Raw genomic sequence first — 24,769 nt, forward strand, 5'->3', positions numbered from 1 at the left:
TCCTTCGTATGACTTACGCCACACCCCTTCGGGACGTCGCCCAAACCACAAAAACCGAGACAGCATCCACCCTGTTCATCAACGGTGCCTGGGAGCCAGCCTCCTCCGGCGCTGTGCGCGCAATCCGCAACCCCGCCGACGGCGAGTTGGTTGCCACCGTGTCCGAGGCCGGCCGGGAGGACGCCGAACGCGCCATTGCCGCAGCCCGAGCAGCCTTCGACTCCGGCGTCTGGTCCTCCGTCCCGGCACCTGAGCGCGGGACCTTCCTCCTGAAAGTCGCCGCCGGACTGCGGGAACGCCGCGAAAAGTTCGCCCGGGCGGAATCCCTGGACACCGGCAAGCGCATGGTCGAAAGCCGGATCGACATGGACGACATTGCCGCCTGCTTCGAATACTTCGGCAGGCTCGCCGGGCAGCAGGCCGGCCGCATGGTCGACGCGGGGAACCACGCCGTCGTCAGCAAAGTCGTCTACGAACCGGTGGGCGTCTGCGGCCTGATCACGCCATGGAACTACCCTCTGCTCCAGGCGGCGTGGAAAATCGCGCCCGCACTGGCCGCCGGCTGCACCTTCGTCCTCAAGCCTTCCGAGCTGACCCCGTCCACGGCCATCCTGGCCATGCAGCTGATGCAGGACCTCGGCCTGCCGGACGGCGTCGCCAACCTCGTGACCGGCCCCGGCGCGGGGGCGGGCGCCCCGCTTTCGGAACACCCCGCCGTCGACCTCGTCTCCTTCACGGGCGGGCTGGAGACCGGCAAGCGCATCGCGGCGGCCGCAGCCGGCACCGTCAAGAAGGTGGCCCTGGAGCTTGGCGGCAAGAACCCCAACGTGGTGTTCGCGGACGCGGACTTCGACGCCGCCGTCGACAATGCCCTGAACGGCGCGTTCGTCCACTCCGGGCAGGTCTGCTCCGCAGGAGCCCGGCTGGTGGTGGAGGAATCGATCGCCGAACGCTTCGTGGACGAGCTGGTCCGCCGCGCCCGGGACATCCGGCTGGGCGGGCCCTTTGACGACGACGCCGAAACCGGGCCACTGATTTCCGCGGCCCATCGGGAGAAGGTCAACGCCTACGTCCAGCGCGGCATCGCGGAGGGTGCGCGGCTGCGGACCGGCGGCGCTGCGCCAGAGGGAGAAAAGTACGACGGCGGGTTCTACTACCAGCCGACCATCCTGGACCGCGTGGAAAGAGGCATGTCCGTGGTCATCGACGAGGCGTTCGGCCCGGTGGTGACCGTGGAAACCTTCCGCACCGAGGACGAGGCCGTGGCCACCGCCAACGACACCGTCTACGGTCTGGCCGGCGCGGTCTGGACCCAGGACGCCGGGAAGGCGCAGCGCGTGGCATCCCGGCTGCGGCACGGCACCATCTGGATCAACGACTACCACCCCTACCTTCCCCAGGCCGAGTGGGGCGGCTTCGGCCAGTCCGGCGTCGGCCGCGAGCTGGGCCCCACGGGCCTGGCCGAATACCAGGAAGCCAAGCACATCTACCAGAACACCAGCCCGCAGGTAACCGGCTGGTTTGCTGACCACGGCAAGGAGAACTAGATGCACTTCGACACCATCGACGACGCCACCGAGCGCTCGTTCGATTACATCGTGATCGGCGGCGGTTCCGCCGGCGCCGCAGTGGCCGCCCGCCTGAGCGAAGATCCGGACGTGACCGTGGCCCTCGTGGAGGCCGGTCCGGACGACCGCAACCTGCCCGAAATCCTGCAGCTGGACCGCTGGATGGAGCTGCTCGAATCCGGCTACGACTGGGACTACCCGGTGGAACCGCAGGAAAACGGCAACTCCTTCATGCGCCACGCCCGCGCCAAGGTGATGGGCGGCTGCTCGAGCCACAACTCCTGCATCGCCTTCTGGGCACCCCGCGAGGACCTGGACGAGTGGGAATCCAAGTACGGTGCCACCGGCTGGAACGCCGACGCCGCCTGGCCCCTCTACAAGCGGCTGGAGACCAACGAGGACGCGGGGCCGGACGCGCCCCACCACGGGGCCTCAGGCCCGGTGCACCTGATGAACGTGCCCGCGGTGGATCCTGCCGGCGTCGCGCTCCTGGACGCCTGCGAACAGACGGGCATTCCCCGTGCGAAGTTCAACACCGGCACCACCGTGGTCAACGGCGCCAACTTCTTCCAGATCAACCGCCGCGCGGACGGCACCCGGGCCTCCAGCTCGGTCTCCTACATCCACCCCATCATCGACCGCCCCAACTTCACCCTGTTGACCGGCCTCCGCGCCCGCCAGCTGGTGTTCGACGCGGACAAGCGCTGCACTGGCGTGGACGTGGTGGACTCCGCATTCGGCCGGACCCACCGGCTCAACGCCCACCACGAGGTCATCCTGTCCACCGGTGCCATCGACTCCCCCAAGCTGCTGATGCTCTCCGGCATCGGCCCGGCAGCCCACCTCGCTGCGCACGGCATCGAGGTGCTGGTGGACTCCCCCGGCGTGGGCGAAAACCTGCAGGACCATCCCGAAGGCGTGGTCCAGTTCGAGGCCAGGCAGCCCATGGTGCAGACCTCTACCCAGTGGTGGGAGATCGGCATCTTCACGCCCACCGAGGACGGCCTGGACCGCCCGGACCTGATGATGCACTACGGTTCCGTCCCATTCGACATGAACACCCTGCGGCACGGCTACCCCACCACCGAGAACGGCTTTTCCCTCACCCCGAACGTCACGCACGCCCGCTCCCGGGGCACCGTCCGGCTGCGCAGCCGCGACTTCCGCGACAAGCCCATGGTGGATCCGCGCTATTTCACGGATCCCGAAGGCCACGACATGCGGGTCATGGTGGCCGGCATCCGCAAAGCCCGCGAAATCGCCGCCCAGACCGCCATGGCCGACTGGACCGGCCGCGAGCTCTCGCCCGGCGTCGAAGCGCAGACGGACGAGGAACTCCGGGACTACATCCGCAAGACCCACAACACCGTGTACCACCCGGTGGGCACAGTCCGCCTCGGGCCGGCCGCCGACAGGATGTCACCGCTGGATCCCGAGCTGCGGGTCAAGGGCGTCACCGGCCTCCGCGTCGCCGACGCGTCCGTCATGCCTGAGCACGTCACCGTCAACCCCAACATCACCGTCATGATGATCGGCGAGCGCTGTGCGGACCTCATCCGCGCCAGCCACACGGTCGCAGACGCCTTGGAAGAGAAGGAGCTCACCACGTCCCTCGCCTGAGCGGCGGGTCTTAAGGGGCCGCATTTCCCCAACAGCGACGGCCCCCACAAGCGTTATTTCCGCCGCACCCCAGGGCGGCCGGTCCCATCGTGCTTTTCTGATTTAGGAGTCCATTTTGGAACCCAGCAAGAGTATTGATTCAAGCGGCATGGACGAATTCGGCTACACCCAGACCCTGGACCGGAGCATCGGCAAGTTTGCCAGCTTCGCCGCAGGTGTCAGCTATATCTCCATCCTCACCGGTGTTTTCCAACTGTTCTATTTTGGTTTTTCCATGGCCGGCCCGGCGTACGCCTGGTCCTGGCCCATCGTGTTCGTCGGCCAGCTGATGGTGGCGCTGTGCTTTGCCGAGCTGGCCGGCCGCTACCCCGTGGCGGGATCGGTCTATAACTGGGCCAAGCGGCTCGCCTCGGGCACCACATCCTGGCTGGCGGGCTGGCTGCTCCTGCTCTCCTCCATCATGGCGCTCGGATCCGTGGCACTGGCCCTGCAGCTCACCCTGCCGCAGCTCTGGTCCGGCTTCCAGTTCGTCGGTGACGGCACGGGCCCCTACGACTTCGCCATGAATGGCGTGGTGCTCGCCACCATCATGATCACCATCTCCACACTCATCAATGCATTCGGCGTGAAGCTGATGACCAGGATCAACAGCATCGGCGTCTTCGTGGAGCTGGTCGCGGCCGTCCTGCTGATTCTCGCGCTGGGCTGGCATGTGGTGCGGGGCCCGGAGGTCTTCTTCGACACCGCCGGCTTCGGCGAAGGGCACGACCTCGGCTTCTTCGGCGTCTTCCTGATCGGCGCCATGGCGTCCGGCTACGTCATGTACGGCTTCGACACCGCCAGCTCCCTCGGGGAGGAAACGAAGGACCCCAAGCGCACCGCGCCCAAGGCCATCCTGCGCGCCGTCACGGCCTCATTCCTGCTGGGCGGGCTGATCCTGCTCTTCGGCATCCTGGCCGCACCGGACCTGACCGACCCGAAAGTGGGGGCTGCCGACGGCGGCCTCCAGTACATCGTGCTCTCCGTCCTCGGCGGGCCTTTCGGCAAAGCCTTCCTGGCATGCATCGTGGTGGCCGTGGTGGTCTGCACCCTGGCCGTCCACGCCGCCGCCATCCGCATGATGTTCGCCATGGCCCGGGACAACAACCTGCCGTTCAGCCGGCAGCTCAGCAAGGTGGACCCGGTCCGAAGGACCCCCAAGATCGCCGCAATCGTCATCGGTGTCATGGCCGTCATCCCGCTGCTGGTCAACGTCATGCAGCCGGCCATCTTCACCATCCTGTCCAGCATCAGCATTGTCCTGATCTACCTGTCCTACCTCCTGGTCACGGTTCCCCTGCTGCGCAAGCGGCTGCTGAAGAAGTGGCCGCTGGCGGATGACGACACCGAGCCGGGCTTCTGCCTGGGCAAGTGGGGGATGCCGGTGAACATCCTGGCGGTCCTCTGGGGCGGGGCCATGACGGTGAATCTGGTCTGGCCGCGCCCGGAGATCTACAACTCCGTGCCGCCGTTCGAGTGGTATCTGCAGTGGGGCGGCGTGATGTTCGTGGCCGCCGTGATCATTGGCGGGACCCTGCTCTACCGCCTGAAGATCCGCCACCAGACCGGGGTGCTGGCCGAGCACGCCGCGGCAGTCGCAGCACATCCGTCGTCGCGCGCCGCGCAGCACGAAGCCCCGGAGGATGCGCTGGTGGCCGCATCGGAAGCTAGGTAACGCCCCAGAAAGGGTCGACGACGGCACGCGCCTGAACGCCGTCGTCGACCCTTTTGCGTCAGTGGCCCCTTGCAGAGGAGTGAACTAACGTCACACAACGGGACGGCATCCGGGTCCGGACCAGCAACGATTTACCCTTGACACGTGACTTTGACTAAGATCCGCACCGCCGCCGCGAGCTCCCTCGCCGCCGCCGGTCTCCTGTTTACCCTCGCCGCCTGCTCCACGCCGGCCGCCACCCAGCCCACCAGCTCTGCACCGGTTTCCCCGGCAACAGCCTCAGCCAGCACCGCCTCCGGGCCCTGCACCGGGGTGAAGGTCATCGTCGATTCGGGCTCCCTGAAGCAGGCTGCCTCTGATACCTCCGTTTGCGTCCCCGTGGACGGGCCCACGCTCGCATCCAAGGTGCTCGACGAAGCAAAGGTGAAAACCGAGGGCACTCCCGACTATCCCAAGGAACTGGCGTGCCGTGTGAACGGCGTGCCCGCCGCAGACTTCGACATCGCCCACAAGGACGGAACGTACCGGGAAGAATGCAGCAAGATGCCCGCCGCCTTCGCCTACTGGGCACTCTGGGTCAAGCCGGCCACCGGTGACTGGGCCTACGCCCAGGAGGGCCTCGCCACCCTGAAGCTGAACCCCGGAGAGAGCGTGGAACTGCTCTTCACGGTCGACGGCGCACCGGCCGCACCCGCAGCATGACCTTTCGACCCGCGCCGCTACGTGCAGGGGCGGCTCTCGCCGCCATCTTTATCGCGGCGCGGGTCATCTACCGCATCCTTTTCAACGGGGCGGACCTTGGCGGACCGGTGCTGCTCAACGTGCCGGCGGTGCCGCTGGCTGCCCCGTACGCCCATGTGGTCCTCCTCGGCCCGGTCACGGCGCCCGGGCTGTGGGCGGCTGTCCTGTCCGCCCTGCCGATTGCCGGGATGATCCTCGGTTTCGGCCTGCTCAATGCGTTTGTGGACGTGGCCCGCGGCTTCGTTCACCTTGCCCGTGGCGGCCCCATGCAGGGCCTGGCCCGGACCCTAGTGGTGGCCTGGGCGGCACTTCCAGCGCTCGCCGACGCCGTGACCTCCGTACGCCTGGCGTTCCGGTTGCGGGGCGAACGCTTCGGACCCCGCGCCCTGGTGCCCGTGCTCGAACGGACACTTGAGCACGCGGGCCGGGTTGCCGCGGCCCTGGAGCTGCGCGGCTTCGGGAGCCGGGCAGCACACCTGCCCGGCCAGGGTACCGAGGCGCCGGTCCTCGTCCGGGACGCAGAATTCCGTATTGGTGACGCGCGGGTGCGCGCCGCAGCGTTCACGCCGTCGAGCGGGTCCATCACGGTCATCACCGGGCCCACGGGCTCCGGCAAGTCCACCGTCCTCCGGGGCATCGCGGGCCTCCTCTCACACGTTGACGGCGGAGAACTTTCCGGCACCGTGCAAGTCGCTGGGGCGGACCGTGCCGCCACGCCGCCGCGCGATACCGCGCGCCTCATCGGCGTCGTACTGCAGAATCCCCGTGCCGCCTTCGCCTCCACCCGGGTCCGGGACGAAATCTCGCTCGCCCTGGAGCTGCGCGGCATGGCATCCGGTACCGCCAAGGCCCGGGTGCTGGAGGTCGCGGAGCATATCGGAGTGTCGGCGCTGCTGGACCGGAATATCAGCACCCTCTCGGCAGGTGAGGCGACGCTCGTGGCCATCGCCGCCGCGGTGGTGGAGCAGCCGGCCCTGCTCCTGGTTGATGAGCCCCTGGCCGACCTGGACACCGCAGCCCGCGGGCACGTCATCGCCGTCCTCAACGCCCTCGCCCGCGATGACGGTGTCTGTGTCATCGTGGCGGAGCACCGTGCGGCAGCGCTCGTTCCGGTTGCCGACTCGTGGTGGACCATCGACGGCGGCGCCCTGGTGGCGGGTGCTGCGCCATCCGCGCCTTTGCCCCGTGCCCTTGCCGTTCCGACGCCGACACTGCCGGCGGACCTCGTGCCCGTCCTGGCGGCGGCAAACCTCTCGGTGCACCGCAAGGGCGCGCCGCTGGTGCGCGACGCATCGCTGACCCTGCACCGCGGAGAAGTGGTGGCTTTGGTGGGGCCGAACGGTGCCGGAAAGTCGTCCCTCCTGGTGGCGCTCGCCCTCGGTGAAGGGACAGTAAGCGAAGGCACGCGCGGCGAAGGAACGGCCGACGGCGGCCGCGTCGCCCTCGTCCCGGACGCCTCGGACGACCTCTTCACCAGGGATACCGTCGCAGCAGAGCTCCGCGCCGCCGATCGGCGCCAGGCGCGCGCTCGTCGCTCAGGCCGGCGTCACCCGGACCGCCGCCGCCCGGGCGGTGACCAGCTTCCTGCAGTGCCTGCGGCGTCACGCCTGTCCCGTCTGCGGGGGGACGTCCGGATTCCCATTGGACAGGAGCATCCCCGGGACCTCTCTGCCGGCGAACGCAGGATCCTTGCCATCGCGCTGCAGACCATGGACGAGCCCCAGGTGCTCCTGATCGATGAGCCCACCCGCGGGCTTGATCCGGCGGCGCGCACAGCAGTCGCGGCGGCGTTGCGCGCGGCAGCGGACTCCGGTGCGGCGGTCCTGATCGCCACGCACGACCTCGACTTTGCCCACGGCCTCGGCGCCCGGATCCTCCCGATACGTGACGGCGTCGCGCCCTCTTCCATGCCGGCCAACGTACCGGAACCGGCCCTCGCGCTTTACCGGCGCGGAAATGCCGGACCCATGCCCCGGGTCATCGACGAAACAGACACCCAAGGTGCGGCACGAAAGCGTCCTGTCCGGATGCCGCGGGGCGTCGAGCTCGCAATTCTCGCCGCTGCAAACCTTCTGGCCCTCGGCGCGTTCTGCTGGCCGCTACTCGCCGCAGCCCTCCCGGAGGATGCCGCCGCGGCGCTCCCCTACGCGGCGCTGGCCATTGCGCCGCTCGCCGCCGTCGCCGTCGTCGTGTCCATGGACGGTTCGGTCCGCTCCGCGCACACGGTGGCGTTGCTCGGCGTCCTGGCCGCCGTAGGTTCGGCGGTGCGGGTAGCGAGCACCGGCGTCGGGGGCGTGGAGGCCGTCTTTATCCTGCTGATCCTGGCCGGCCGGGCCTTCGGTGCCCGTTTTGGCATGCTCCTGGGAGCCGCCACCATCGCCGTCTCCAGCGCCCTGTGGGGTGGCATCGGGCCCTGGACGCCGTTCCAGATCTTCGCCTGCGCGTGGGTGGGTGCCGGGGCCGGCCTGCTCCCCCGGCAGGTGCGGGGCAAAGCCGAGCTGTGGATGCTGGGCGGCTACGGCGCCGTGGCGTCCTACCTGTTCGGCCTGCTGACCAATCTGTGGTTCTGGCCCTTCGCCGTCGGTGCCGGCACGGGCATCTCCTATGTGGCCGGCGCGCCGCTGGGCACCAACCTCAGCAGCTTCCTGCTCTACTCGCTGGTGACGTCGACGGCGGGCTGGGACACCCTGCGTGCCATCACCACGATCGTCGGAATCGCCGTGGTGGGGCGGGCCATTCTCGCCGCGTTCCGGCGGGTGAAGCCGGTCTACAACAACGGCGGGCAGGCCAAGGCCGTACCCGCCGTCGTTTCTGGCCTGGAGGAGATCAGGCGTTAGTTTTCCGCTTGAACCAGCCCCACACGGCCGTGGCCACGAACAGGACCAGGCCGATGAATGCCAGCCACAGCAGGCCCTTCACCACGAAGCCGAGGATCGAAAGGACAAGCCAGATAATGAGCAGTGTGATGATAATTCCCATAGGGGAAGCTTAGGCCTTGTCCCTGCCGAACTACCGGCACCGACTCACACCTTGAAGTACTTCGCCTCCGGGTGGTGGAACACGAACGCGTCGGTGGACTGTTCGGGGTGCAGCATCAGCTCATCGCTCAGGACCACACCCATCCGCTCGGGTTTCAGCAGCTCCGTCACCTTGCGGCGGTCCTCCATGTCAGGGCACGCGGGGTAGCCGAGCGAGAACCTCGCACCGCGGTAGTCGAGCTTGAAGTACCCGGCCTTCTCCTTGGGCTCCTCGGCCGCGAAGCCCAGCTCGGAGCGGATGCGCGCATGCCAGAATTCCGCGAGTGCCTCGGTGAGCTGCATGACCAGGCCGTTGAGCTCGTAGTAGTCGCGGTAGTGGTTGCCCTTGAACAGTTCGGACGTGACCTCGTCGATCTTCGAGCCGGCGGTGACCAGCTGCACCGGCAGCACGTCGATCTGGCCCGATTCGCGCGAACGTACGAAGTCGGCGAGGCACAGGTGCCGGTCCCGGCGCTGGCGCGGGAAGTCGAAACGCAGCCGCTCGGTACCGATCTGACCGCCTGAGCCGCCGTCGGGGGCGAGCAGTCCCGCAGTGCCGAGCACGCCGTCGTGATCCTCCCCGTGGTGCAGCACCACCACCTGTTCCCCCTCGGAGACCACCGGGAAATAGCCGTAGGCGACGGACGCGTCGAGCATTCCCTCGGCGAGGATGCGGTCCAGCCAGTACCGCAGGCGCGGCCGGCCCTCGAGTTCCACCAGTTGCTCGTAGGAGGCGCCGTCCTCGCCGCGGCCGGGCTTGAGCCCCCACTGCCCCATGAATGTGGCGCGCTCGTCGAGCAACGCCGCGTAGTCGTGGAGTGCCACGCCGCGCACGATGCGCGTGCCCCAGAACGGCGGCGCAGGCACGGGGTTGTCGGCAGCGACGTCGGAACGGCCGGGCATTGCCTCCGGCTCGGTCACCTTGAACTTCGGGCCGCCCTTATGGATCCGCTTCTTCAGCGGCGGAAGGCCGACGGCGGTGGGGTCGGCGCCGCGGGCCACCTGCACCAGCGGCTCCATGAGCGACAGGCCCTCGAAGGCGTCTTTCGCGTAGCGGACCTCGCCCTCGAACTGTCCCGCCAGGTCCTGCTCGACGTAGGCGCGGGTGAGCGCCGCGCCGCCGAGGATGATCGGCCACCGCTTCGCGAGCCCGCGGGACTGCAGTTCCGCCAGGTTCTCCTTCATCACCACGGTGGACTTCACGAGCAGCCCGGACATGCCGATCACGTCGGCGTTGTGCTCCTCGGCCGCGGCGATGATGTCGGCGATCGGCTGCTTGATGCCGAGGTTGATCACCTTGTAGCCGTTGTTGGTGAGGATGATGTCCACCAGGTTCTTGCCGATGTCATGCACATCGCCGCGCACGGTGGCGATCACCATGGTGCCCTTGCCCGACGAGTCCGACTTCTCCATGTGCGGCTCGAGCAGCGCCACGGCGGTCTTCATCACCTCGGCGGACTGCAGCACGAAGGGCAGCTGCATCTCGCCGGCGCCGAAGCGCTCGCCCACCACCTTCATGCCCTCGAGCAGCTGGTCGTTGATGATGGCCAGCGGGGTCATGCCTTCGCTGCGTGCGAGGTCCAGGTCCTCTTCCAGGCCCTTGCCTTCGCCGTCGATGATGCGGCGCGCGAGGCGTTCGCCGGTGGGCAGCGCCGCGAGTTCCGCGGCGCGCTGGTCCTTCAGCGCAGCGGTGTCGACGCCTGCGAAGAGGTCCAGCATGCTGGCCAGCGGGTCGTATGTGAGGTTGCCGTCGGCGTCGTATTCGCGGCGGTCCCAGACCATGTCCAAGGCCACCTTGCGCTGTTCCTCCGGCAGTGAAGCGAGCGGCACGATCTTGGCCGCGTCGATGATGCCGCTGGTCAGGCCGGCCTGCACGGCCTCGTGCAGGAACACCGAGTTCAGGGCCATGCGCGCCGCCGGGTTCAGGCCGAAGGACACGTTGGAGACGCCGAGGGTGGTGTTGATGCCGGGGTATTTCGCGGTGATCTGGCGGATGGCTTCGATCGTTTCGATGGCGTCCCGGCGGGTTTCCTCCTGGCCGGTGGCGATGGGGAAGGTCAGGGCGTCGACGATGATGTCCTCGACGCGCATCCCCCATTCGCCCACCAGGGCGTCGACGAGGCGGGTGGCGATGGCCACCTTGCCCTCGGTGGTGCGTGCCTGGCCGTGTTCGTCGATGGTCAGCGCGATCACGGCGGTGCCGTGTTCCTTCACGAGCGGCATGATTCGCGCGAAGCGGCTGTCCGGACCGTCGCCGTCCTCGTAGTTGACGGAGTTGACCACCGGGCGTCCGCCGATGTGTTCGAGCCCGGCCTGAAGAACGGCCGGTTCCGTGGAGTCCATGACCAGAGGGAGCGTGGAGGCCGAGGCGAAACGCGAGACGATCTCCTTCATGTCGGCCACGCCGTCGCGCCCCACATAGTCGATGCAGACGTCCAGCAGGTGTGCGCCGACGCGAACCTGCTCGCGGGCAATATCGACGCAGTCGTCCCAGCGCTCGTCGAGCATCGCCTGGCGGAAAGCCTTCGAACCGTTCGCGTTGGTGCGCTCGCCAATGGCGAGGTAGGCAGACTCCTGGTCGAAATTCACGTGGTGGTAGAGGGATGCGATGCCTGCTTCGCGCTCGGTGGGAACGCGGCTGCCGTCGGCGCCCCGCCCGCCGCTGGTGACCGCGGCGACGGTGCGGAAGGGCGCAAGACGCTCGACGACGGCGGCCATGTGCTCCGGCGTCGTACCGCAACATCCGCCCACGAGGCCGAGGCCGAATTCGCGCACGAACTGTTCGTGCGCGGTGGCGAGTTCGGTGGGTGAGAGCGGGTAGTGCGCGCCATTGGGGCCAAGGACCGGAAGGCCGGCGTTGGGCATGCAGGCGATGGCCACGGAGGACTGCTTGGCCAGGTGGCGCAGGTGCTCGCTCATCTCATCCGGCCCGGTGGCGCAGTTCAGGCCGATGGCGTCGACGCCGAGCGGCTCGAGGGCGGTGAGCGCGGCGCCGATCTCGGAGCCCATCAGCATGGTTCCGGTGGTTTCGACGGTCACCTCAACGAAGATCGGGAGCCTGATGCCGCGGGTTACGATCGCCTGCTTGCAGCCGTTGACCGCGGCTTTGGTCTGCAGGAGGTCCTGGCTGGTTTCGATGAGGAAAGCGTCCGCTCCCCCGTCGATGAGGCCCTCGGCCTGCAGGGCGAAGGTCTGCTTGAGGTAGTCATAAGTGGTGTGGCCCAGGCTGGGGAGCTTGGTGCCCGGACCCATCGAGCCCAGGACCCACCGCATGCGGCCGTCTGTCTTTTCTGCCGCTTCGGCGCGGTCGCGGGCGATCTCCGCGCCCTTCCGGGCGAGCTCTTCGATCCGGTCGTCGATGCCGTAGTCGGAGAGGTTGGACCAGTTCGCACCGAAGGTGTTGGTTTCGACGGCGTCGATGCCGGTTGCGAAGTAAGCGTCGTGGATGTCCGCGAGGACATCCGGGCGCGTGGCATTGAGGATCTCGTTGCAGCCTTCCAGCCCCAGGAAGTCGTCCTCGAGGGAGAGCTCCCGGCCCTGCAGCATGGTGCCCATGGCCCCGTCGGCAATGACGACCCGATGGTTCACTGCGTCCAGGAGCGCCTGGGCGCGGACGGGACGGGGGACGGACTCAATATCAAGCGCGAAACGAGGCATCTAAACAGATTACGTCTGAGGGCTGGAACGTTGCGCTGTGTGTCCGTGTACTACGGCGGCGGGGTGGTGGGCCGCGATGAGGGTTCTTCTCACTAACACGAGACTACTTCTAAGCATCTCGGCGAAGTCAGACGGGTGCAGTTGCTCGGGCATGAACTAGGCGGATCAGCGCTTTGCAGGCGGAATGTACGATGGCGGCACCGACGGCTTTGGCAACTGCAAACCTCTACGGCAAATGGCTTGAGCTCTGTCTCTTGCTGGCGCAGGTATGCGCCGACTGCGCCGAGCCTGCCCCTCGTGAACTCGGTAAAGATATTAATGCAGAGCCGCCTTTAACTTCGCTGCTGGAGCTGCAGACTGGTTCGAAGCCGGGATTGTTCGGACATTCCTTGGTATTGACAGGGGTGGCCTACAAGGTGCGAAGTTCTGAAGACATGTCTGTCCTCGCGAGAAGCCATGTCAAGAGCATGAAGTCTAGGGCCGTTGTGCGGCGAAACCCGCTCGTCGGGTTTCGGCAGTTCGCTATTTGACTTGGCGCATACGTGAAATGGGCATCAAAATTTGAACCTACATGCACCGGAGCGATGGCATGAGAACTGCCGCAAGGTGGCACCGTTTGGCCGCTCTTCGTGGTTGGTCGACTGTCGCCACAACATAGGTGCGCCAGAAGCGCTCGACGCCATTGACGACCCATTCGGTACGTACCGAACTATAAAGTAGAGTCCTTAGAGATTCACTGAGATGGCTGCGGTTATCGATGGTCCAATTCGATACATTTGGGGGCAGCATGGACGAGCCGGGGTGGTGGGACTGGCTGGGGCTGGGGGGAACCGCGGTTGGTTTCATGATCGCTTTTATTCAGCTTCATAGGACGCGAAAAGCAGCATTTGCCGCCACTGCTGCCTTGGGCGCTGCCCAAGTGAAGCTCAGCGGTGATGCTTTATCGGCCACCATGCCTATACTTCGGGACCTCCAGGCAGACTTGGACATCGCGATAGGTGCCAATGGATCCGGAGCAGCGCAGCGTGCGCTGGTTAGGTTTGCTCACGCTGCGCATGAGATTGCATCTCTTCTTGGAAACGTCGAAGAAGGCGCCGCTGAACTCATAGATAGGGTGAGAGCGGCGGGAAATCGAGCGCTCGACGTAAAAGAGGCCCTGGCCGGTAAGCAGAATCCGGACGTTGCCCGAATTGCAAAGGGCGTCTCGGCGGAAATAGGAAAACTCTCAAGTGAACTGGCCGGCATAGTTGCCCAAATCCGTTATAAATTGCAGGAGGACCCGGATGTTCGAAGAAGATGAATGGATGCTGCTCGTCGCCGAGCTAGCGACAGCCACTCGTGCTAACACTTTGAAGTGGACGGAACAGGATGCGCGTGTTGTGGCCATCGTCGGCGACAATTCTTACGAGATCGGCTCAATCGACGATGATGGGCGAATCCCCTACTTCCTAAGTGTCAGGCTTGGCGAGGGCCGGGCGGCTACCGAACTGGCACGGCTTGAGTCCGAGCCTCTAGATGACGAGCGCGAGTGGACTGCAGGCGAGAAGCTTCACGAACTTCGTAATCTTGCATATCGGTCGGCAAAGGGCGCTCCCCAGATATTTGGGAAGCTCTTGGCCGATCTGAGGGCGAAAGCCGAGCCCCCGTTCTGAGCAGCGCCAGATAATAGCAACATAACTTGGGGACCACCAGGCATATCCCTGTCCACGTTGGTGACCGCGGCAATACTATTCGTGAGTGTTCACGCCGCGCTGCCTTTGCGTGCTGTAAGCCCGAACCACGTTCGCGATACTCAGGAAGTCGCTACGCCGTAGAACGGGCCGTAAGGGGCTGCAGCAGCGCAAGGTTAGTTCGAGTGCGCCCTGGGTAGCAACGGGGACCCTGACCCCCACCAGCGCGTCGCCAGCCACTCAGGGATCCGCAAAGGCCCCGTGATCGCCATGAATGCCCAGTTCAAACGCCTCAAGCCTGCGGCCCTGTCCCGGCACATCCTAGCCCTGACCGGGAGCTGGAAGTCCTCGTCCAGGCCAAATCCGCACCCGGGAACCGCCGGATCAACAAGTCGTTCAAACCCGGCCCGAAACGGACCTTTCCAGCCGAGGCAACGACTCACCACTCCCGGACCTAGAGACGTGAGCCAACGGGCAGCACCGATCTGGCGAGTATCCACCGAATTCGTCGCCTCGTCCTGGATCAGCACCGAAGGCTTCGCCAGGAACGCGCGGGCATTCGTCAGCACCTGCTTCTCTTCGACCGTCACCGACGCGCGGACTCACGTTTGGCTGTGGCATCAGGTTTGTCAGGCGTGCCTGCTTATGCAGCCCGCTCAGAAAAGTCACGGCACATTCAAACAGCACAGGGCACCGTGGGACGGCAGGTCTGCGATCCGGGCTCGTTCCGCAATGCTGACCCACACGGTCGTCGAACAATGCTCAAGGCGTTTCGTTAGACGGCGGGAAAGAAAATTCCGCTCGGGCTCGCCTAAACGACACTATCCTTACTGCTGAGTCAATTAGACTGGTACTGCGCCCGGCAACCCCATGCGACTACTGGCCACCCGCCCCTTAGCCCGCAGGAAAGGCAAATTTTGTTGACCAGGATTGAAGTCCACGGCTTCAAGAACCTCCAAGATGTCACACTAGAATTCGGTGCTTTCACATGCATCGCCGGTCCAAACGGCATAGGAAAGTCAAATATCTTTGACGCCATAATGTTTCTTGCACATGCAGCTCGTCGACCGTTGCATGAAGCATGCCAGCTAATTAGAGGTTCTGCTGAGTCCAGATCTACAGACCCTCGAGAGCTCTTCTGGAATGGGTTCTCAGCTACGGAACGTGTGATGAGCTTTGCAGTGGAGATGATTGTTCCTAGAGTAGTTGAGGACGATCTGGGTGCAATAACTGAAGTCAAGACAACATTCCTTCGCTATGAGCTTGGTCTTGGATATGAAGAACCTCATGGCCCCGCTGGCGTTGGCCGGCTTATCCTCACACACGAACAGTTGTCACACATCAATAAAGGAGAGGCCAGGAAACACCTAAGATTCCCGCATTCCGCCAAGGAATTTAGGGATACCGTTGTGACCAACGAAAGACGAGCAGGCCTGTTCCTTTCAACTGGCGAAAAAGACGGAATGACGGTCATCAACATGCATGGTGACGGCGGAAGTTCCGGCAAACCTTCACCTAGGGCTGCGCACAAAACTGGCCGAACGATCCTTAGTACAGTGAATGTGAAGGATTATCCCACCATCTTGGCGGCTCGCCGTGAAATGGAAAGCTGGCAACAACTTGCGCTTGAGCCTTCCTCTCTAAGGAAACCAAACGGTTATAATGACCCCAAACACCTGGCTTCTGATGGAAACTACCTCGCAGCCACCCTTTATCGAATTGCCGCCGACTCCGAATCCGCCGAGGACGAGCGCAGCGGCGCCGATCTTTATTCGCGGGTTGCTACACGACTCTCAGAGTTAATTGGTATCGACGTCGACACAATTGAGGTCGAGTTGGATCCGGTGCGCGAGGTATTCACGCTTTTCCTAACTGAACGGGGTGGACTTCGCCTCCCAGCAAGAGCACTTTCCGAGGGAACGCTCAGATTCCTAGCACTATGCGTATTGCTCGAAGATCCTTCATTCACCGGTGTCATTTGTCTTGAGGAACCGGAGAACGGCATTCATCCCGCTAATCTCCCGTCAATAGTCGAGCTTGTGCGTGACATCGCCGTTGATGTTGACGAAGCACCCGGCGATGACAACCCCTTCCGTCAGGTCATCATCAATACGCACTCCCCTGGTGTTATTCAACTCTGCGCCCCGGAAGACCTGATTATGGCCGACGTGCGGCGGACTCGTTCCGTTGAGGGGACGCCCGTTCGGGCTCTGAGATGCATGCCCTACAAGGGTTCCTGGCGCGTGATCGGGCAGGAACCCTCTTTCGAAAAAGGCGATCTGATCCCGTACCTCACTGCACCGAGCGGCGCCCAGCTATCACTACCCGCGGATTTGTTCGAGGGTCTCAAATGATGATGAAGTCTCTGGGTTTATTCATTGGTGAAGGATCATCCGATGATCCGCTTGCCCGATTAGTGTCAGATGCGTTCACCATGCGCGGCGTTGACGCTGACATCCGCAGTTTGGGTGCTGACCGGCTCGGAGCCGACGGTAAGGACATATCCACAAAAATCCGCACCGCACAAAAGTTGTTTTCCGGCTTTGAGTTTGTTGTCATCCACCGAGACTGTGACAACCAAGAACCCAGTGTACGACTTGCAGAAATATCCTCCGCCGTCGGAGAGACTCTCGGATCAGGTTTCCCAACGATCGAGGTCGTGCCGCGCACTATGACCGAGGCATGGTTGCTGCTGAATGAATCAGCAATTCGCAAGGCAGCTGGCAAACCGAATTCCAAGATTAATTTATGCCTACCTAAACTAAAAAATGTCGAAGGCGTCCGAGATCCGAAGAAGTTGCTACAGGATGTCATACTGATCGCCAGCAATGAGAGTGGTCGAAGGCGGCAGAAAATTGCAGGTAAGTTCAGTTCGCACCGTCGCAACCTGCTGGATCAACTAGATCCAGAAGCATTAGAAGGCCTACCCAGTTGGCAACATACATTGCAGAGCATCGATCGCTACGTGAACCAGCTGAGCAACTCCTAAACCTCCGCCACCGGAGCCGCGAACTGCGCCTCGTACAACCGCGCATACGCCCCACCCGCCGCCAACAACTCCGCCTGTGTCCCCTGCTCCACGATCTGGCCGGCCTCCATCACCAGGATGAGGTCGGCGTCGCGGATCGTGGACAGCCGGTGCGCAATCACAAAAGAAGTACGGTCACTCCGCAAAGCACTCATCGCCTTCTGCACCCGCACCTCAGCCCGCGTATCCACTGAAGAAGTCGCCTCGTCCAGGATCAGCACCGAAGGCCGTGCCAGGAACGCCCGCGCAATCGTCAGCAGCTGCTTCTCGCCGGCGGACACGTTGGACCCCTCGTCCTCCAGCACCGTGTCGCAGCCCTCCGGCAGCGAGTGGACAAACCGGTCCACGTACGTCGCCCGCGCGGCCTCCAAGATCTCGTCTTCCGAAGCCGACGGCCGCCCGTACGCAATGTTGTCCCGGATCGATCCTCCAAACAGCCACGTATCCTGCAGCACCATGCCCAGCCGCGAGCGCAGCTCGTACCGCGTCATCGCGTGGACGTCCACGCCGTCGAGCGTTATCCGTCCCGCATCGATCTCGTAGAACCGCATCATCAGGTTCACCAGTGTTGTCTTGCCGGCCCCGGTCGGGCCGACGATCGCCACTGTCTGCCCCGGCTCGGCCACGAGACTGAGAGAAGTGATCAGCGGCTTGTCCGGCGAGTAGGAGAACGAGACGTTCTCGAAGACCAGCCGCCCCGCTCCGCCGAAGCCACCCCGGACTGCAGCAAGTTGGCCAAGCTGCACCAGCGGCACGGTGACCTGCCGCGAGTACTGTATGACCTGCACGTCGCCCAGCTGCATGGCCCCAGTCGCCACCTGCAGGCCGCCACCACCGCGATCCCCACGTACACCAAGTTCCCGACCAACGTCATGGCCGGCATGATCAGCCCCCAAATGAACTGCGCCCCGAAGCTCGCCGCCTTCCCGGCGGGGCTCCTCCTGCGCATCTCGTTCGGCCCGGTTGCGAGTTCAGTACGATGGCGTCGACCCCGCGCGGTTCGAGGGCGGTGACTGCGGGGATCTTACTGACCTGGGGTAAGAGCGAAGCCGGGTGCCGCTCTCACCCGGCTTCCCTCTTTCTGGCCTAGCTACTGGGTGGCGCCCCTGAGCTCGTCCTCAACGTCCTTGGGTGCCGTGAGATCCATCTCGAGCAGGGGCACTACTTTGGACTTGGTGATGTAGCGGTGACCCAGCCATAGAACGATGAAGAGCGGCAACCCGATGTAGGAGGAAAGCACCTCCACGGACCGTCCGGCAAGCACAGCCTCGTAGTTCTGTCCCGCGATGACCAGTATGAGCAGGGCGAAGGCCAGCAGTGGGCCAATGGGGAACAGGGATGCTTTGTACGGCAGGTCGCTGACTTTGTTTCCCTGGGCCAGGAAGCCGCGCCTGAAACGGTAGTGGGAGACCGCGATTCCCGCCCAGACGATGAAGCCGCATAGGCCCGACATGTTCAGCAGCCAGGAGTAGGCTGCACCCTGCCCGACGATCGCGGAGAGGAACCCGAAGAGTCCCACGGCCGCCGTCGCGAGCAACGCCGCGATCGGCACACCACGCGCATTGGTTCGGCCGAAGATCTTCGGGGCCATGCCGTCATGGGCCATGGCGTAAAGCATCCGAGTGGAGGCATATAGTCCGGAGTTGCCCGCGGACAGGATTGCGGTCAGGATCACAGCGTTCATCAAGGCCGCTGCGAAGGCGATTCCGGCGCGAGAGAAGACCAGGGTAAAGGGCGATGATGCAATATCGGACTCACCGGAGGCCAGCAGGCTCGGATCGGTGAACGGGACGAGGCAGCCGATGATAAAGATGGCGCCAATGTAGAAAAGCATGATGCGCCAGAAGACAGTGCGGATAGCCTTGGGCACCTCGCGGCGCGGGTTCTTCGCTTCGCCGGCGGCGACTCCTATGAGCTCGGTGCCCTGGAAGGAGAACCCGGCAACCATAAAGACCGAGATGATCGAGACCCACCCCCCGTGAAACACGTCATCGCGGTTCTCCCAGTTGCTCAGTCCCGGAGAGTTATCCCCGAGGATGCCGAAAATCATCAGCACGCCGGCGATCAGGAAGAGCACCACTGCGCTGACCTTGATCAGTGAGAGCCAGAACTCCGACTCACCAAAGGCCCTGGCCGAGAGGGCATTGAGCCCGGTCAGCACCAGCAGGAAGATCCCGGCCCACACCCATCCCGGGACCCCCGGGAACCAGAAGTCCATGATGATTCCGGCCGCGACCAGCTCTGCGGCCACCGTGATGGCCCAGTTGAACCAATAGTTCCAACCGATCGCGAACCCAAAGGACGGGGATACGAAACGGGTGGCAAAGGACTGGAACGAACCGGCAACTGGAATCTTGGCCGACATCTCGCCCAGTGACTGCATCAACAGGAATACCATCAGCCCGACCAGCGCGTAGCCGGCCAACGCACCGCCGGGACCCGCCTGGGAAATGGTGCTGCCCGAGGCCACAAACAGCCCGGTACCGATCGCACCGCCGATGGCGATCATCTGCAGGTGGCGGTGGTTTAGCCCGCGCTTGAGTTCGTTGGTTGATTCGCCGGAAGCGTGATCTGCCGCTATCGCAACGGAAGACCCCTCTGTTCCGTTGGGCTTGATTTCTGTGAGAGTTCCGCTCGGTGGTGTCATGCAGCACCACCCTGGGACATCGTTGCTGGCCGGGTCGGGTTCCCGGTGCCAATAGCGGCTCGACCGGTGCAGGCTTCAGCGACTGCCGTGTCGAACAGATAGGCCATCGCAATAGCCCGATCACTAATTTGTGTGTGGGAGCCAAGTCCCATGGTGCCTCCGAAAAGGTAGCTGCGGTGAATTTGGGCCTTCCGAAGCCCTCGGGCCGGGAAGGATGGTGATCAAGCTAACACACGCAAGGGAAGCCACATTTGGCGTGGCGAATGTTGCACGTCCGACGGTGAAGTCCTTACGCATAGGCATGGGTTATCCGATCTGAGCATAAGAGTTTATGGTCTGATGCTGCCCGGTGACTAAGCAGCTCTGATGATCTGCTATGGCGCGTCAACAGGCGGGCGAGTAGGCGATGCCAGTGATGGCACGAGTGGCAGGAACTGAACCTCGGATCGTCCGATACCGCTGGTTATCCATGATGATGCGCCGCTTCTGGGATGCCCTAAAGACGCCCGACCCTAAGGTCAAACGCAGGCATCGCGATGAAGAGCGGCACCGAGCAAAAGAATTTCTTATTCATGAGCCAAGAATCCTTCACGGATGCTTATGCACTGCTAGCTTCTTCAGGAATCCCCTCAACGGAAGGAACGAGCATGTCTGCAATCGCAAACCCGGAAGTGATAACCACCCGGGCGGACGACGTCAAGGCGCTCCCCGCATGGCAGGCTCTGAAGGCAGCCGTCATCGGGCTGCAGCAGGTTCAAGTGCAGGACGGTTCCGTTCCGGAACCCGCTGACCATGACCAGGCCCGCCAAAATGTCGGCATCATTACTGACTCAATCAACGATCTGTGCCCCCACTTCCACCACGACAGGGACTACCTTGAACTGCTCGTGCAGGACTTCCAGCGGTGGGCGTCCGAGGGCTTCGTCGTACCGGATTTCCTCGACTCATTGGTAGCCTTCCACCCCGAGCAGTGGCGCATCGACGGGCTACCGCACCTGGTTGTGTTCCCCATGTACACGCAGAACGGCAGCACCAACCGCTACTTCGAGGCCGTCCTCATCGAGGTCATTTGGCCTTCATTCGTGGCTGAACTGGAGGCCGCAAACTACTCCAACAAGCTGTTCGTCCCCATCAGCTTCGTCGATTTCACGCCCGGCTATGACACGAACTCCGCAGTTCTCTTCCCCGAGAGCGTAGCGGTCCGGAGCACCCCCTCCTTCACTTGGGGAGGCATTTTCGCGGACCGCGAAGCTGCCCGGTTCCGTCGCGTCCTAAAAGCTGCTGCCGACATCACTTCCCTGGACCTGCCGGCTGACGCCGCGGAATTCATCGACGACCAGCACCTCACGGAGAAGACCTTCGTGATGTGGGATCTGATCCATGACCGGACCCATATGCGCGGTGACCTGCCCTTTGACCCCTTCATGATCAAGCAGCGGATGCCGTATTTCCTGTACTCCCTGGAAGAGCTCCGCTGCGACCTGACCGCCTTCCGCGAATCAGTCCTCATCGAGCGGGACGAAACGGCCGCCGAGGACGCCCGCAAGCACGCCAAGCTGGTCCAGTACGCCGTGATCTTCGACCGCATCTTCCGCTTTGCGATTACCGGGAACCGGGTCCGTAACTACGACGCCGTGGGCGGCCAATTGCTGTTCGCATGGATGCACCAGCACCGGGTCCTGCACTGGACCGATGGAAAGTTGAGCATCGACTGGAAGGACGTCGCCGGCGTGGTCGTCGAGCTGGGTCTCCGCATCGAGGAACTCTACTGGCGTTCAATCGACCGGCCGAAGACCGCACACTGGCTGGCTGCCTACGAGCTCGTCTCGGAAACCCTCACCCCCCACCCCGCCTCCGCGTGGGCCAAGGGACCGGAGGCCCTTCGGCTCGACGGCCCGCCCCGGGATCTGACGGACCAGATCCTTGATGACGAATTCCCCCTGTCGATGTTCTACGAAGCACTGGAGAAGAAGATGCGCCCTGTTATTGACTCAACTGCAGGAATCACTGGTAAGAGCCCTGTCAAGGCTGAGTGCGAGGCGGGCGCATGAGCCAGGACCTCTCCGGGCGTACGGTCGTCGTCGCCGGTTCGACAAGCGCAGCCGGCGTCGCAGTAGTCCGCACCCTCTCGCAAGCAGGGGCACGCGTAGCCGCCGTGGACATTCTTGAGGACCGAGTGCAGGAGCTCTCGGTAGCGTACGACAACGTTACGGGCTATGTCTGCAACCTCGCGGACCTGCAAGCCGTTGAGGACTTGGCGGCGTCTGTCCGGACCGATCTGGGTCCCGTGGACGGCCTTATCCATCTTGTAGGAGGGTGGCGAGGCGGCACAGGCCTTAAGGGCCAGACGGATGAAGACTGGGACTTCCTGCACACCAGTGTCCTCACCACCCTGAGGAACACCAGCCGCGCGTTTTACGATGACTTGGCTGCCTCCCCCGTGGGTCGTCTGGCCGTTGTTTCCGCGCAGTCCGCTTCCTCGCCGACAGCGGACGGCGCCGCCTATGCCGCCGTCAAGTCCGCCGCCGAGGCATGGACCCTGGCCGTGGCGGACGGATTCCGGCAGGTGCAGGGAGGAAATGAAAGCCCCCTCTCCGCCCAACATTCAGCCGCCCTGGTCTTCGTCGTGAAGGCCCTGGTCGATGACCGGATGCGCGCAGCCCAGCCGGAACGGAAATTTCCGGGCTTCACCGATGTGAGTGTCCTTGCCGACGCTGCACAGCGGATCTTCCACCTGGAGGCAGAACAGATCAACGGGCGGCGCTTGCCCCTCACGGCCGGCCACCCCGTCAGCGCACCGGCATAAAGCGTCTGCCTTGATACCAAAGCAGGCGTCCCGCGCAGGGACTGGCGGGACGCCTGCACGACCCGGCATACCGGGCTACCGAGGTGAGATCCACGCCGTCGAGCGATATCCGCCCGGCATCAATCTCGTAAAACCGCATCATCAGGTTCACCAGCGTGGTCTTGCCGGCCCCGGTGGGAGCCACTTCGACGCGAGCATCCGCTGTACGCAGCGACAGTGAGCGGACGACGGCGGGACCTCCCGCCGTCGTCCGTTTACGTTTGATGCCGGTCCCCTACAGTGCCGACCAGCCGCCGTCGGACGCGAGGATGGCGCCGTTGATGTTGGTGCCGTCGTCGCTGAGCAGGAAGGTGATGGACGCGGCGAGCTGCGCCGCGGTGGCGGGCGTGGGAACGGTGGCCTGCATCAGCGGGCCGAGGCGTTCGGCCGCGAGCTGCGATCCCCAGTTGGCCACGATGTTGGTGATGGTGGGGCCGGGGGCCACTGCGTTGAAGCGCAGGCCCCTGGGCCCGTACATCACGGCCGAGTTCTTGGTCAGGCCGACGACGGCGTGCTTGGACGCGGTGTAGGCGGCGCCGGCGGCGGAACCGCGCAGGCCGGCCTCGGAGGCAACGTTGACCACGGAACCGGTTCCGGCTTCGAGCATCAGCGGCACCACTGCGCGGGTAAGTCGCATCAGGGCGGTGACGTTGATCCGGAAGACGCGGTCCCAGAGCTCATCTTCCACTTCGTGGATGGGCGCGAAGTTGTCCATGATGCCGGCGACGTTCGCCAGGGCGTCGATGCGCCCGCCGGCGGCCGCGACTACCGCGACCACGGTCTCTTCGGTGGAGATGTCGCCGGCCACGGGGACCAGGTCAAGTCCGGCGTTCTCGGCCACCAGGTCGTCCAGGCGTTCCTTGCTGATGTCGGCGGCGATGACGCGGCCACCTTCCTTGGCGATGCGCAGCGCGGTGGCCTGGCCGATGCCCGAGGCGGCGCCGGTGACGATGACTGTCTTGCCGGCGAAGCGGCCGTTGGTCGTGGTTTCCTGCCATGAAGCTTCGTTGCCCATGATGTCCTTCCAGACGTTGCTGAGGGTGATGCGATCCACCTTATGACACTCTGTGTCATTATGTAAGGGTGAATACTGGTGGGATGCCTTCGGATGCTTTGACGACCGCCGTTCCGCGCTCCACCGGGCGCCCGGTGACGATTGATCCCGACGCCGTGGCCGCCATTGCGCTGCGCCTTTTCGCCGAGCGCGGCTACGAGCAAACCTCCATGGAGGACATCGCGCGCGAGGCGGGGATCGGGCGCAAGAGCCTGTACCGCTACTTCTCGAACAAGGCCGAGCTTGTCTGGGGCGGGATGGAGCCGGTGGTCGAGGCGTCGGGCCTGGTTCTGGAATCAGCTCGCGTCGAGGGCGGGGCCGACGGCGACGTGCTGGCGGGGCTGCGCGAGGCGGCTGTCGCCGGGGTTTCCGCGATTCCTGACCTGGCGGTGACGCGGGGCCGGCTGCGGCTGATCGCCGAACACCCCGAGTTGGCGAGCCGAAGCTACGAGTCCTTGGCGCCGCAGCGCGAGCGGGCGCGGGCGTATTTGGTTTCAGCAGGGGTTGCTGAGGATGTTGCGGGGTATCTCTGCGCCGCGTTTATGGGCGCGACATTCGAGGCCTGGATGCGGTGGGCCGCCGAGACGGATCCTGATCCGGTGCCGTATTTGGTGGCTGCTGTTGGGGTGCTGCGGGTACCGGAGTGACAGGGATTGCTAATCGGCGCAATCGCTTCGACTGGGGCCGCAGTCAGAAACTCTACGACGGGCGATATTGGACGTTATGACAAGCTGGCGCCCGGAGGGGGCTCCCCGAGGCTTCCAGCAACATCCTCGCAGGCCCTGCACAAGTTGGTTGCCTAGCCCGACAAGGCGCGCTCCCCGGAACGCCACGAGGCGGCCGAGAAGGCGTCTTCGTTTCCGGCGATTAATCACCCGGAATAGATATTTGCAAAGAAATCACTAGACGACCGGTCTAATCGCTGGTAGAGTTATTTTCAGCAGGACAAGCACAGCCATCCATCCAGTTCTGTTTCGTCAAAACAAACACAGGGAGAAAGACCATGCCACTCGCTCGCATCGACCTCACCGAAGGCAAGTCACCGGAGTACCGCCGCACGATCGCAGACGTCGTCTACGACCAGATGATCATTCACCTGGGTGTTCCGGAGGACCGCTTCCAGGTCGTCACCCAGCACCCCCGCGGCGAAGTCATCGCCGACCCCGACTACCTCGGTATCTACCGGTCCGAAGACGCCGTCTTCATCC

Annotated in this window: 17 protein-coding genes and 4 pseudogenes; 14 read left to right on the forward strand and 7 right to left on the reverse strand. The window is 64.2% G+C overall.

The window, feature by feature from the left end; genetic code table 11:
- Positions 1 to 8: 8 nt before the first annotated feature.
- The 5 genes from AC1DRE_RS23370 (at position 9) to AC1DRE_RS23390 (ending at position 8,480) form a co-directional block, all read left to right on the forward strand.
- The gene (locus AC1DRE_RS23370) at positions 9 to 1,547 is read left to right on the forward strand and encodes an aldehyde dehydrogenase family protein (protein ID WP_476986870.1); all 1,539 of its coding nucleotides are present in this window, start codon (positions 9 to 11) and stop codon (positions 1,545 to 1,547) included.
- A complete protein-coding gene (locus AC1DRE_RS23375) occupies positions 1,548 to 3,188 on the forward strand; it encodes a GMC family oxidoreductase (protein WP_476986871.1) in 1,641 nt (546 codons plus the stop codon).
- Positions 3,189 to 3,336: 148 nt separating this feature from the next.
- A complete protein-coding gene (locus AC1DRE_RS23380) occupies positions 3,337 to 4,902 on the forward strand; it encodes an APC family permease (RefSeq protein WP_476986884.1) in 1,566 nt (521 codons plus the stop codon).
- 144 nt (positions 4,903 to 5,046) lie between these two features.
- The gene (locus AC1DRE_RS23385; protein WP_476986872.1) at positions 5,047 to 5,604 is read left to right on the forward strand and encodes a hypothetical protein; all 558 of its coding nucleotides are present in this window, start codon (positions 5,047 to 5,049) and stop codon (positions 5,602 to 5,604) included.
- Complete coding sequence (locus AC1DRE_RS23390) at positions 5,601 to 8,480, forward strand: ATP-binding cassette domain-containing protein (protein ID WP_476986873.1); 2,880 nt, start codon at positions 5,601 to 5,603, stop codon at positions 8,478 to 8,480. The genes AC1DRE_RS23385 and AC1DRE_RS23390 overlap by 4 nt, the downstream gene beginning before the upstream one ends.
- Here the strand turns inward: AC1DRE_RS23390 and AC1DRE_RS23395 are convergent.
- Positions 8,470 to 8,622 (reverse strand): LPXTG cell wall anchor domain-containing protein, encoded by a 153-nt coding sequence (locus AC1DRE_RS23395; protein ID WP_476986874.1) that lies wholly within the window; start codon positions 8,620 to 8,622, stop codon positions 8,470 to 8,472. The two genes, AC1DRE_RS23390 and AC1DRE_RS23395, sit on opposite strands and share 11 nt — an antisense overlap.
- 44 nt (positions 8,623 to 8,666) lie before the next feature.
- A complete protein-coding gene (gene metH, locus AC1DRE_RS23400; RefSeq protein ID WP_476986875.1) occupies positions 8,667 to 12,317 on the reverse strand; it encodes a methionine synthase in 3,651 nt (1,216 codons plus the stop codon).
- A 787-nt stretch (positions 12,318 to 13,104) separates the two neighbouring features.
- On the opposite strand from metH, the gene AC1DRE_RS23405 reads away from it, so the two are divergent.
- Together AC1DRE_RS23405 and AC1DRE_RS23410 are read left to right on the forward strand one after the other, a co-directional pair.
- The gene (locus AC1DRE_RS23405; RefSeq protein WP_476986876.1) at positions 13,105 to 13,617 is read left to right on the forward strand and encodes a hypothetical protein; all 513 of its coding nucleotides are present in this window, start codon (positions 13,105 to 13,107) and stop codon (positions 13,615 to 13,617) included.
- Entirely contained in the window at positions 13,601 to 13,969 is a 369-nt protein-coding gene (locus AC1DRE_RS23410) for a hypothetical protein (protein ID WP_476986877.1), read from the forward strand. Before AC1DRE_RS23405 ends, AC1DRE_RS23410 begins: the two co-directional genes overlap by 17 nt.
- 506 nt (positions 13,970 to 14,475) lie before the next feature.
- Here AC1DRE_RS23410 and AC1DRE_RS23415 read toward each other — a convergent pair.
- Positions 14,476 to 14,580, reverse strand: a pseudogene (locus tag AC1DRE_RS23415) (ABC transporter ATP-binding protein); the annotation flags it as partial.
- Positions 14,581 to 14,907: 327 nt separating this feature from the next.
- On the opposite strand from AC1DRE_RS23415, the pseudogene AC1DRE_RS23420 reads away from it, so the two are divergent.
- The 3 genes and pseudogenes from AC1DRE_RS23420 to AC1DRE_RS23430 form a co-directional block, all read left to right on the forward strand.
- Positions 14,908 to 15,147 (forward strand): annotated as a pseudogene (locus AC1DRE_RS23420) (AAA family ATPase); the annotation flags it as partial.
- A gap of 9 nt (positions 15,148 to 15,156) precedes the next feature.
- Positions 15,157 to 16,341 (forward strand): AAA family ATPase, encoded by a 1,185-nt coding sequence (locus tag AC1DRE_RS23425; protein ID WP_476986885.1) that lies wholly within the window; start codon positions 15,157 to 15,159, stop codon positions 16,339 to 16,341.
- Positions 16,338 to 16,976, forward strand: coding sequence for a hypothetical protein (locus AC1DRE_RS23430; protein ID WP_476986878.1), 639 nt, complete (start codon positions 16,338 to 16,340; stop codon positions 16,974 to 16,976). The genes AC1DRE_RS23425 and AC1DRE_RS23430 overlap by 4 nt, the downstream gene beginning before the upstream one ends.
- Here the strand turns inward: AC1DRE_RS23430 and AC1DRE_RS23435 are convergent.
- Together AC1DRE_RS23435 and AC1DRE_RS23440 are read right to left on the reverse strand one after the other, a co-directional pair.
- Positions 16,973 to 17,934, reverse strand: a pseudogene (locus AC1DRE_RS23435) (ABC transporter ATP-binding protein); the annotation flags it as partial. The gene AC1DRE_RS23430 and the pseudogene AC1DRE_RS23435 sit on opposite strands and share 4 nt — an antisense overlap.
- Before the next feature lie 171 nt (positions 17,935 to 18,105).
- Positions 18,106 to 19,662, reverse strand: coding sequence for an amino acid permease (locus AC1DRE_RS23440; RefSeq protein WP_476986879.1), 1,557 nt, complete (start codon positions 19,660 to 19,662; stop codon positions 18,106 to 18,108).
- 647 nt (positions 19,663 to 20,309) lie between these two features.
- On the opposite strand from AC1DRE_RS23440, the gene AC1DRE_RS23445 reads away from it, so the two are divergent.
- A complete protein-coding gene (locus AC1DRE_RS23445; protein ID WP_476986880.1) occupies positions 20,310 to 21,713 on the forward strand; it encodes a DUF6421 family protein in 1,404 nt (467 codons plus the stop codon).
- Positions 21,710 to 22,468: an SDR family NAD(P)-dependent oxidoreductase gene (locus AC1DRE_RS23450; RefSeq protein WP_476986881.1), complete on the forward strand. Its 759-nt coding sequence runs from the start codon at positions 21,710 to 21,712 to the stop codon at positions 22,466 to 22,468. The genes AC1DRE_RS23445 and AC1DRE_RS23450 overlap by 4 nt, the downstream gene beginning before the upstream one ends.
- A 70-nt stretch (positions 22,469 to 22,538) precedes the next feature.
- On the opposite strand, the pseudogene AC1DRE_RS23455 reads toward AC1DRE_RS23450, so the two are convergent.
- Both AC1DRE_RS23455 and AC1DRE_RS23460 read right to left on the reverse strand, forming a co-directional pair.
- A pseudogene (locus tag AC1DRE_RS23455) lies at positions 22,539 to 22,652 on the reverse strand (ATP-binding cassette domain-containing protein); the annotation flags it as partial.
- 90 nt (positions 22,653 to 22,742) lie between these two features.
- Positions 22,743 to 23,522, reverse strand: a complete 780-nt coding sequence (locus tag AC1DRE_RS23460) for an SDR family NAD(P)-dependent oxidoreductase (RefSeq protein WP_476986886.1) — start codon at positions 23,520 to 23,522, stop codon at positions 22,743 to 22,745.
- 83 nt (positions 23,523 to 23,605) lie between these two features.
- Here AC1DRE_RS23460 and AC1DRE_RS23465 point away from each other — a divergent pair, with 83 nt between their 5' ends.
- Together AC1DRE_RS23465 and AC1DRE_RS23470 are read left to right on the forward strand one after the other, a co-directional pair.
- A complete protein-coding gene (locus AC1DRE_RS23465; protein WP_476986882.1) occupies positions 23,606 to 24,208 on the forward strand; it encodes a TetR family transcriptional regulator in 603 nt (200 codons plus the stop codon).
- A gap of 356 nt (positions 24,209 to 24,564) precedes the next feature.
- The coding region (locus AC1DRE_RS23470) for a tautomerase family protein (protein WP_476986883.1) at positions 24,565 to 24,769 on the forward strand (205 nt) is incomplete at its 3' end.

This window comes from Arthrobacter sp. P4_H3 (assembly GCF_056400885.1).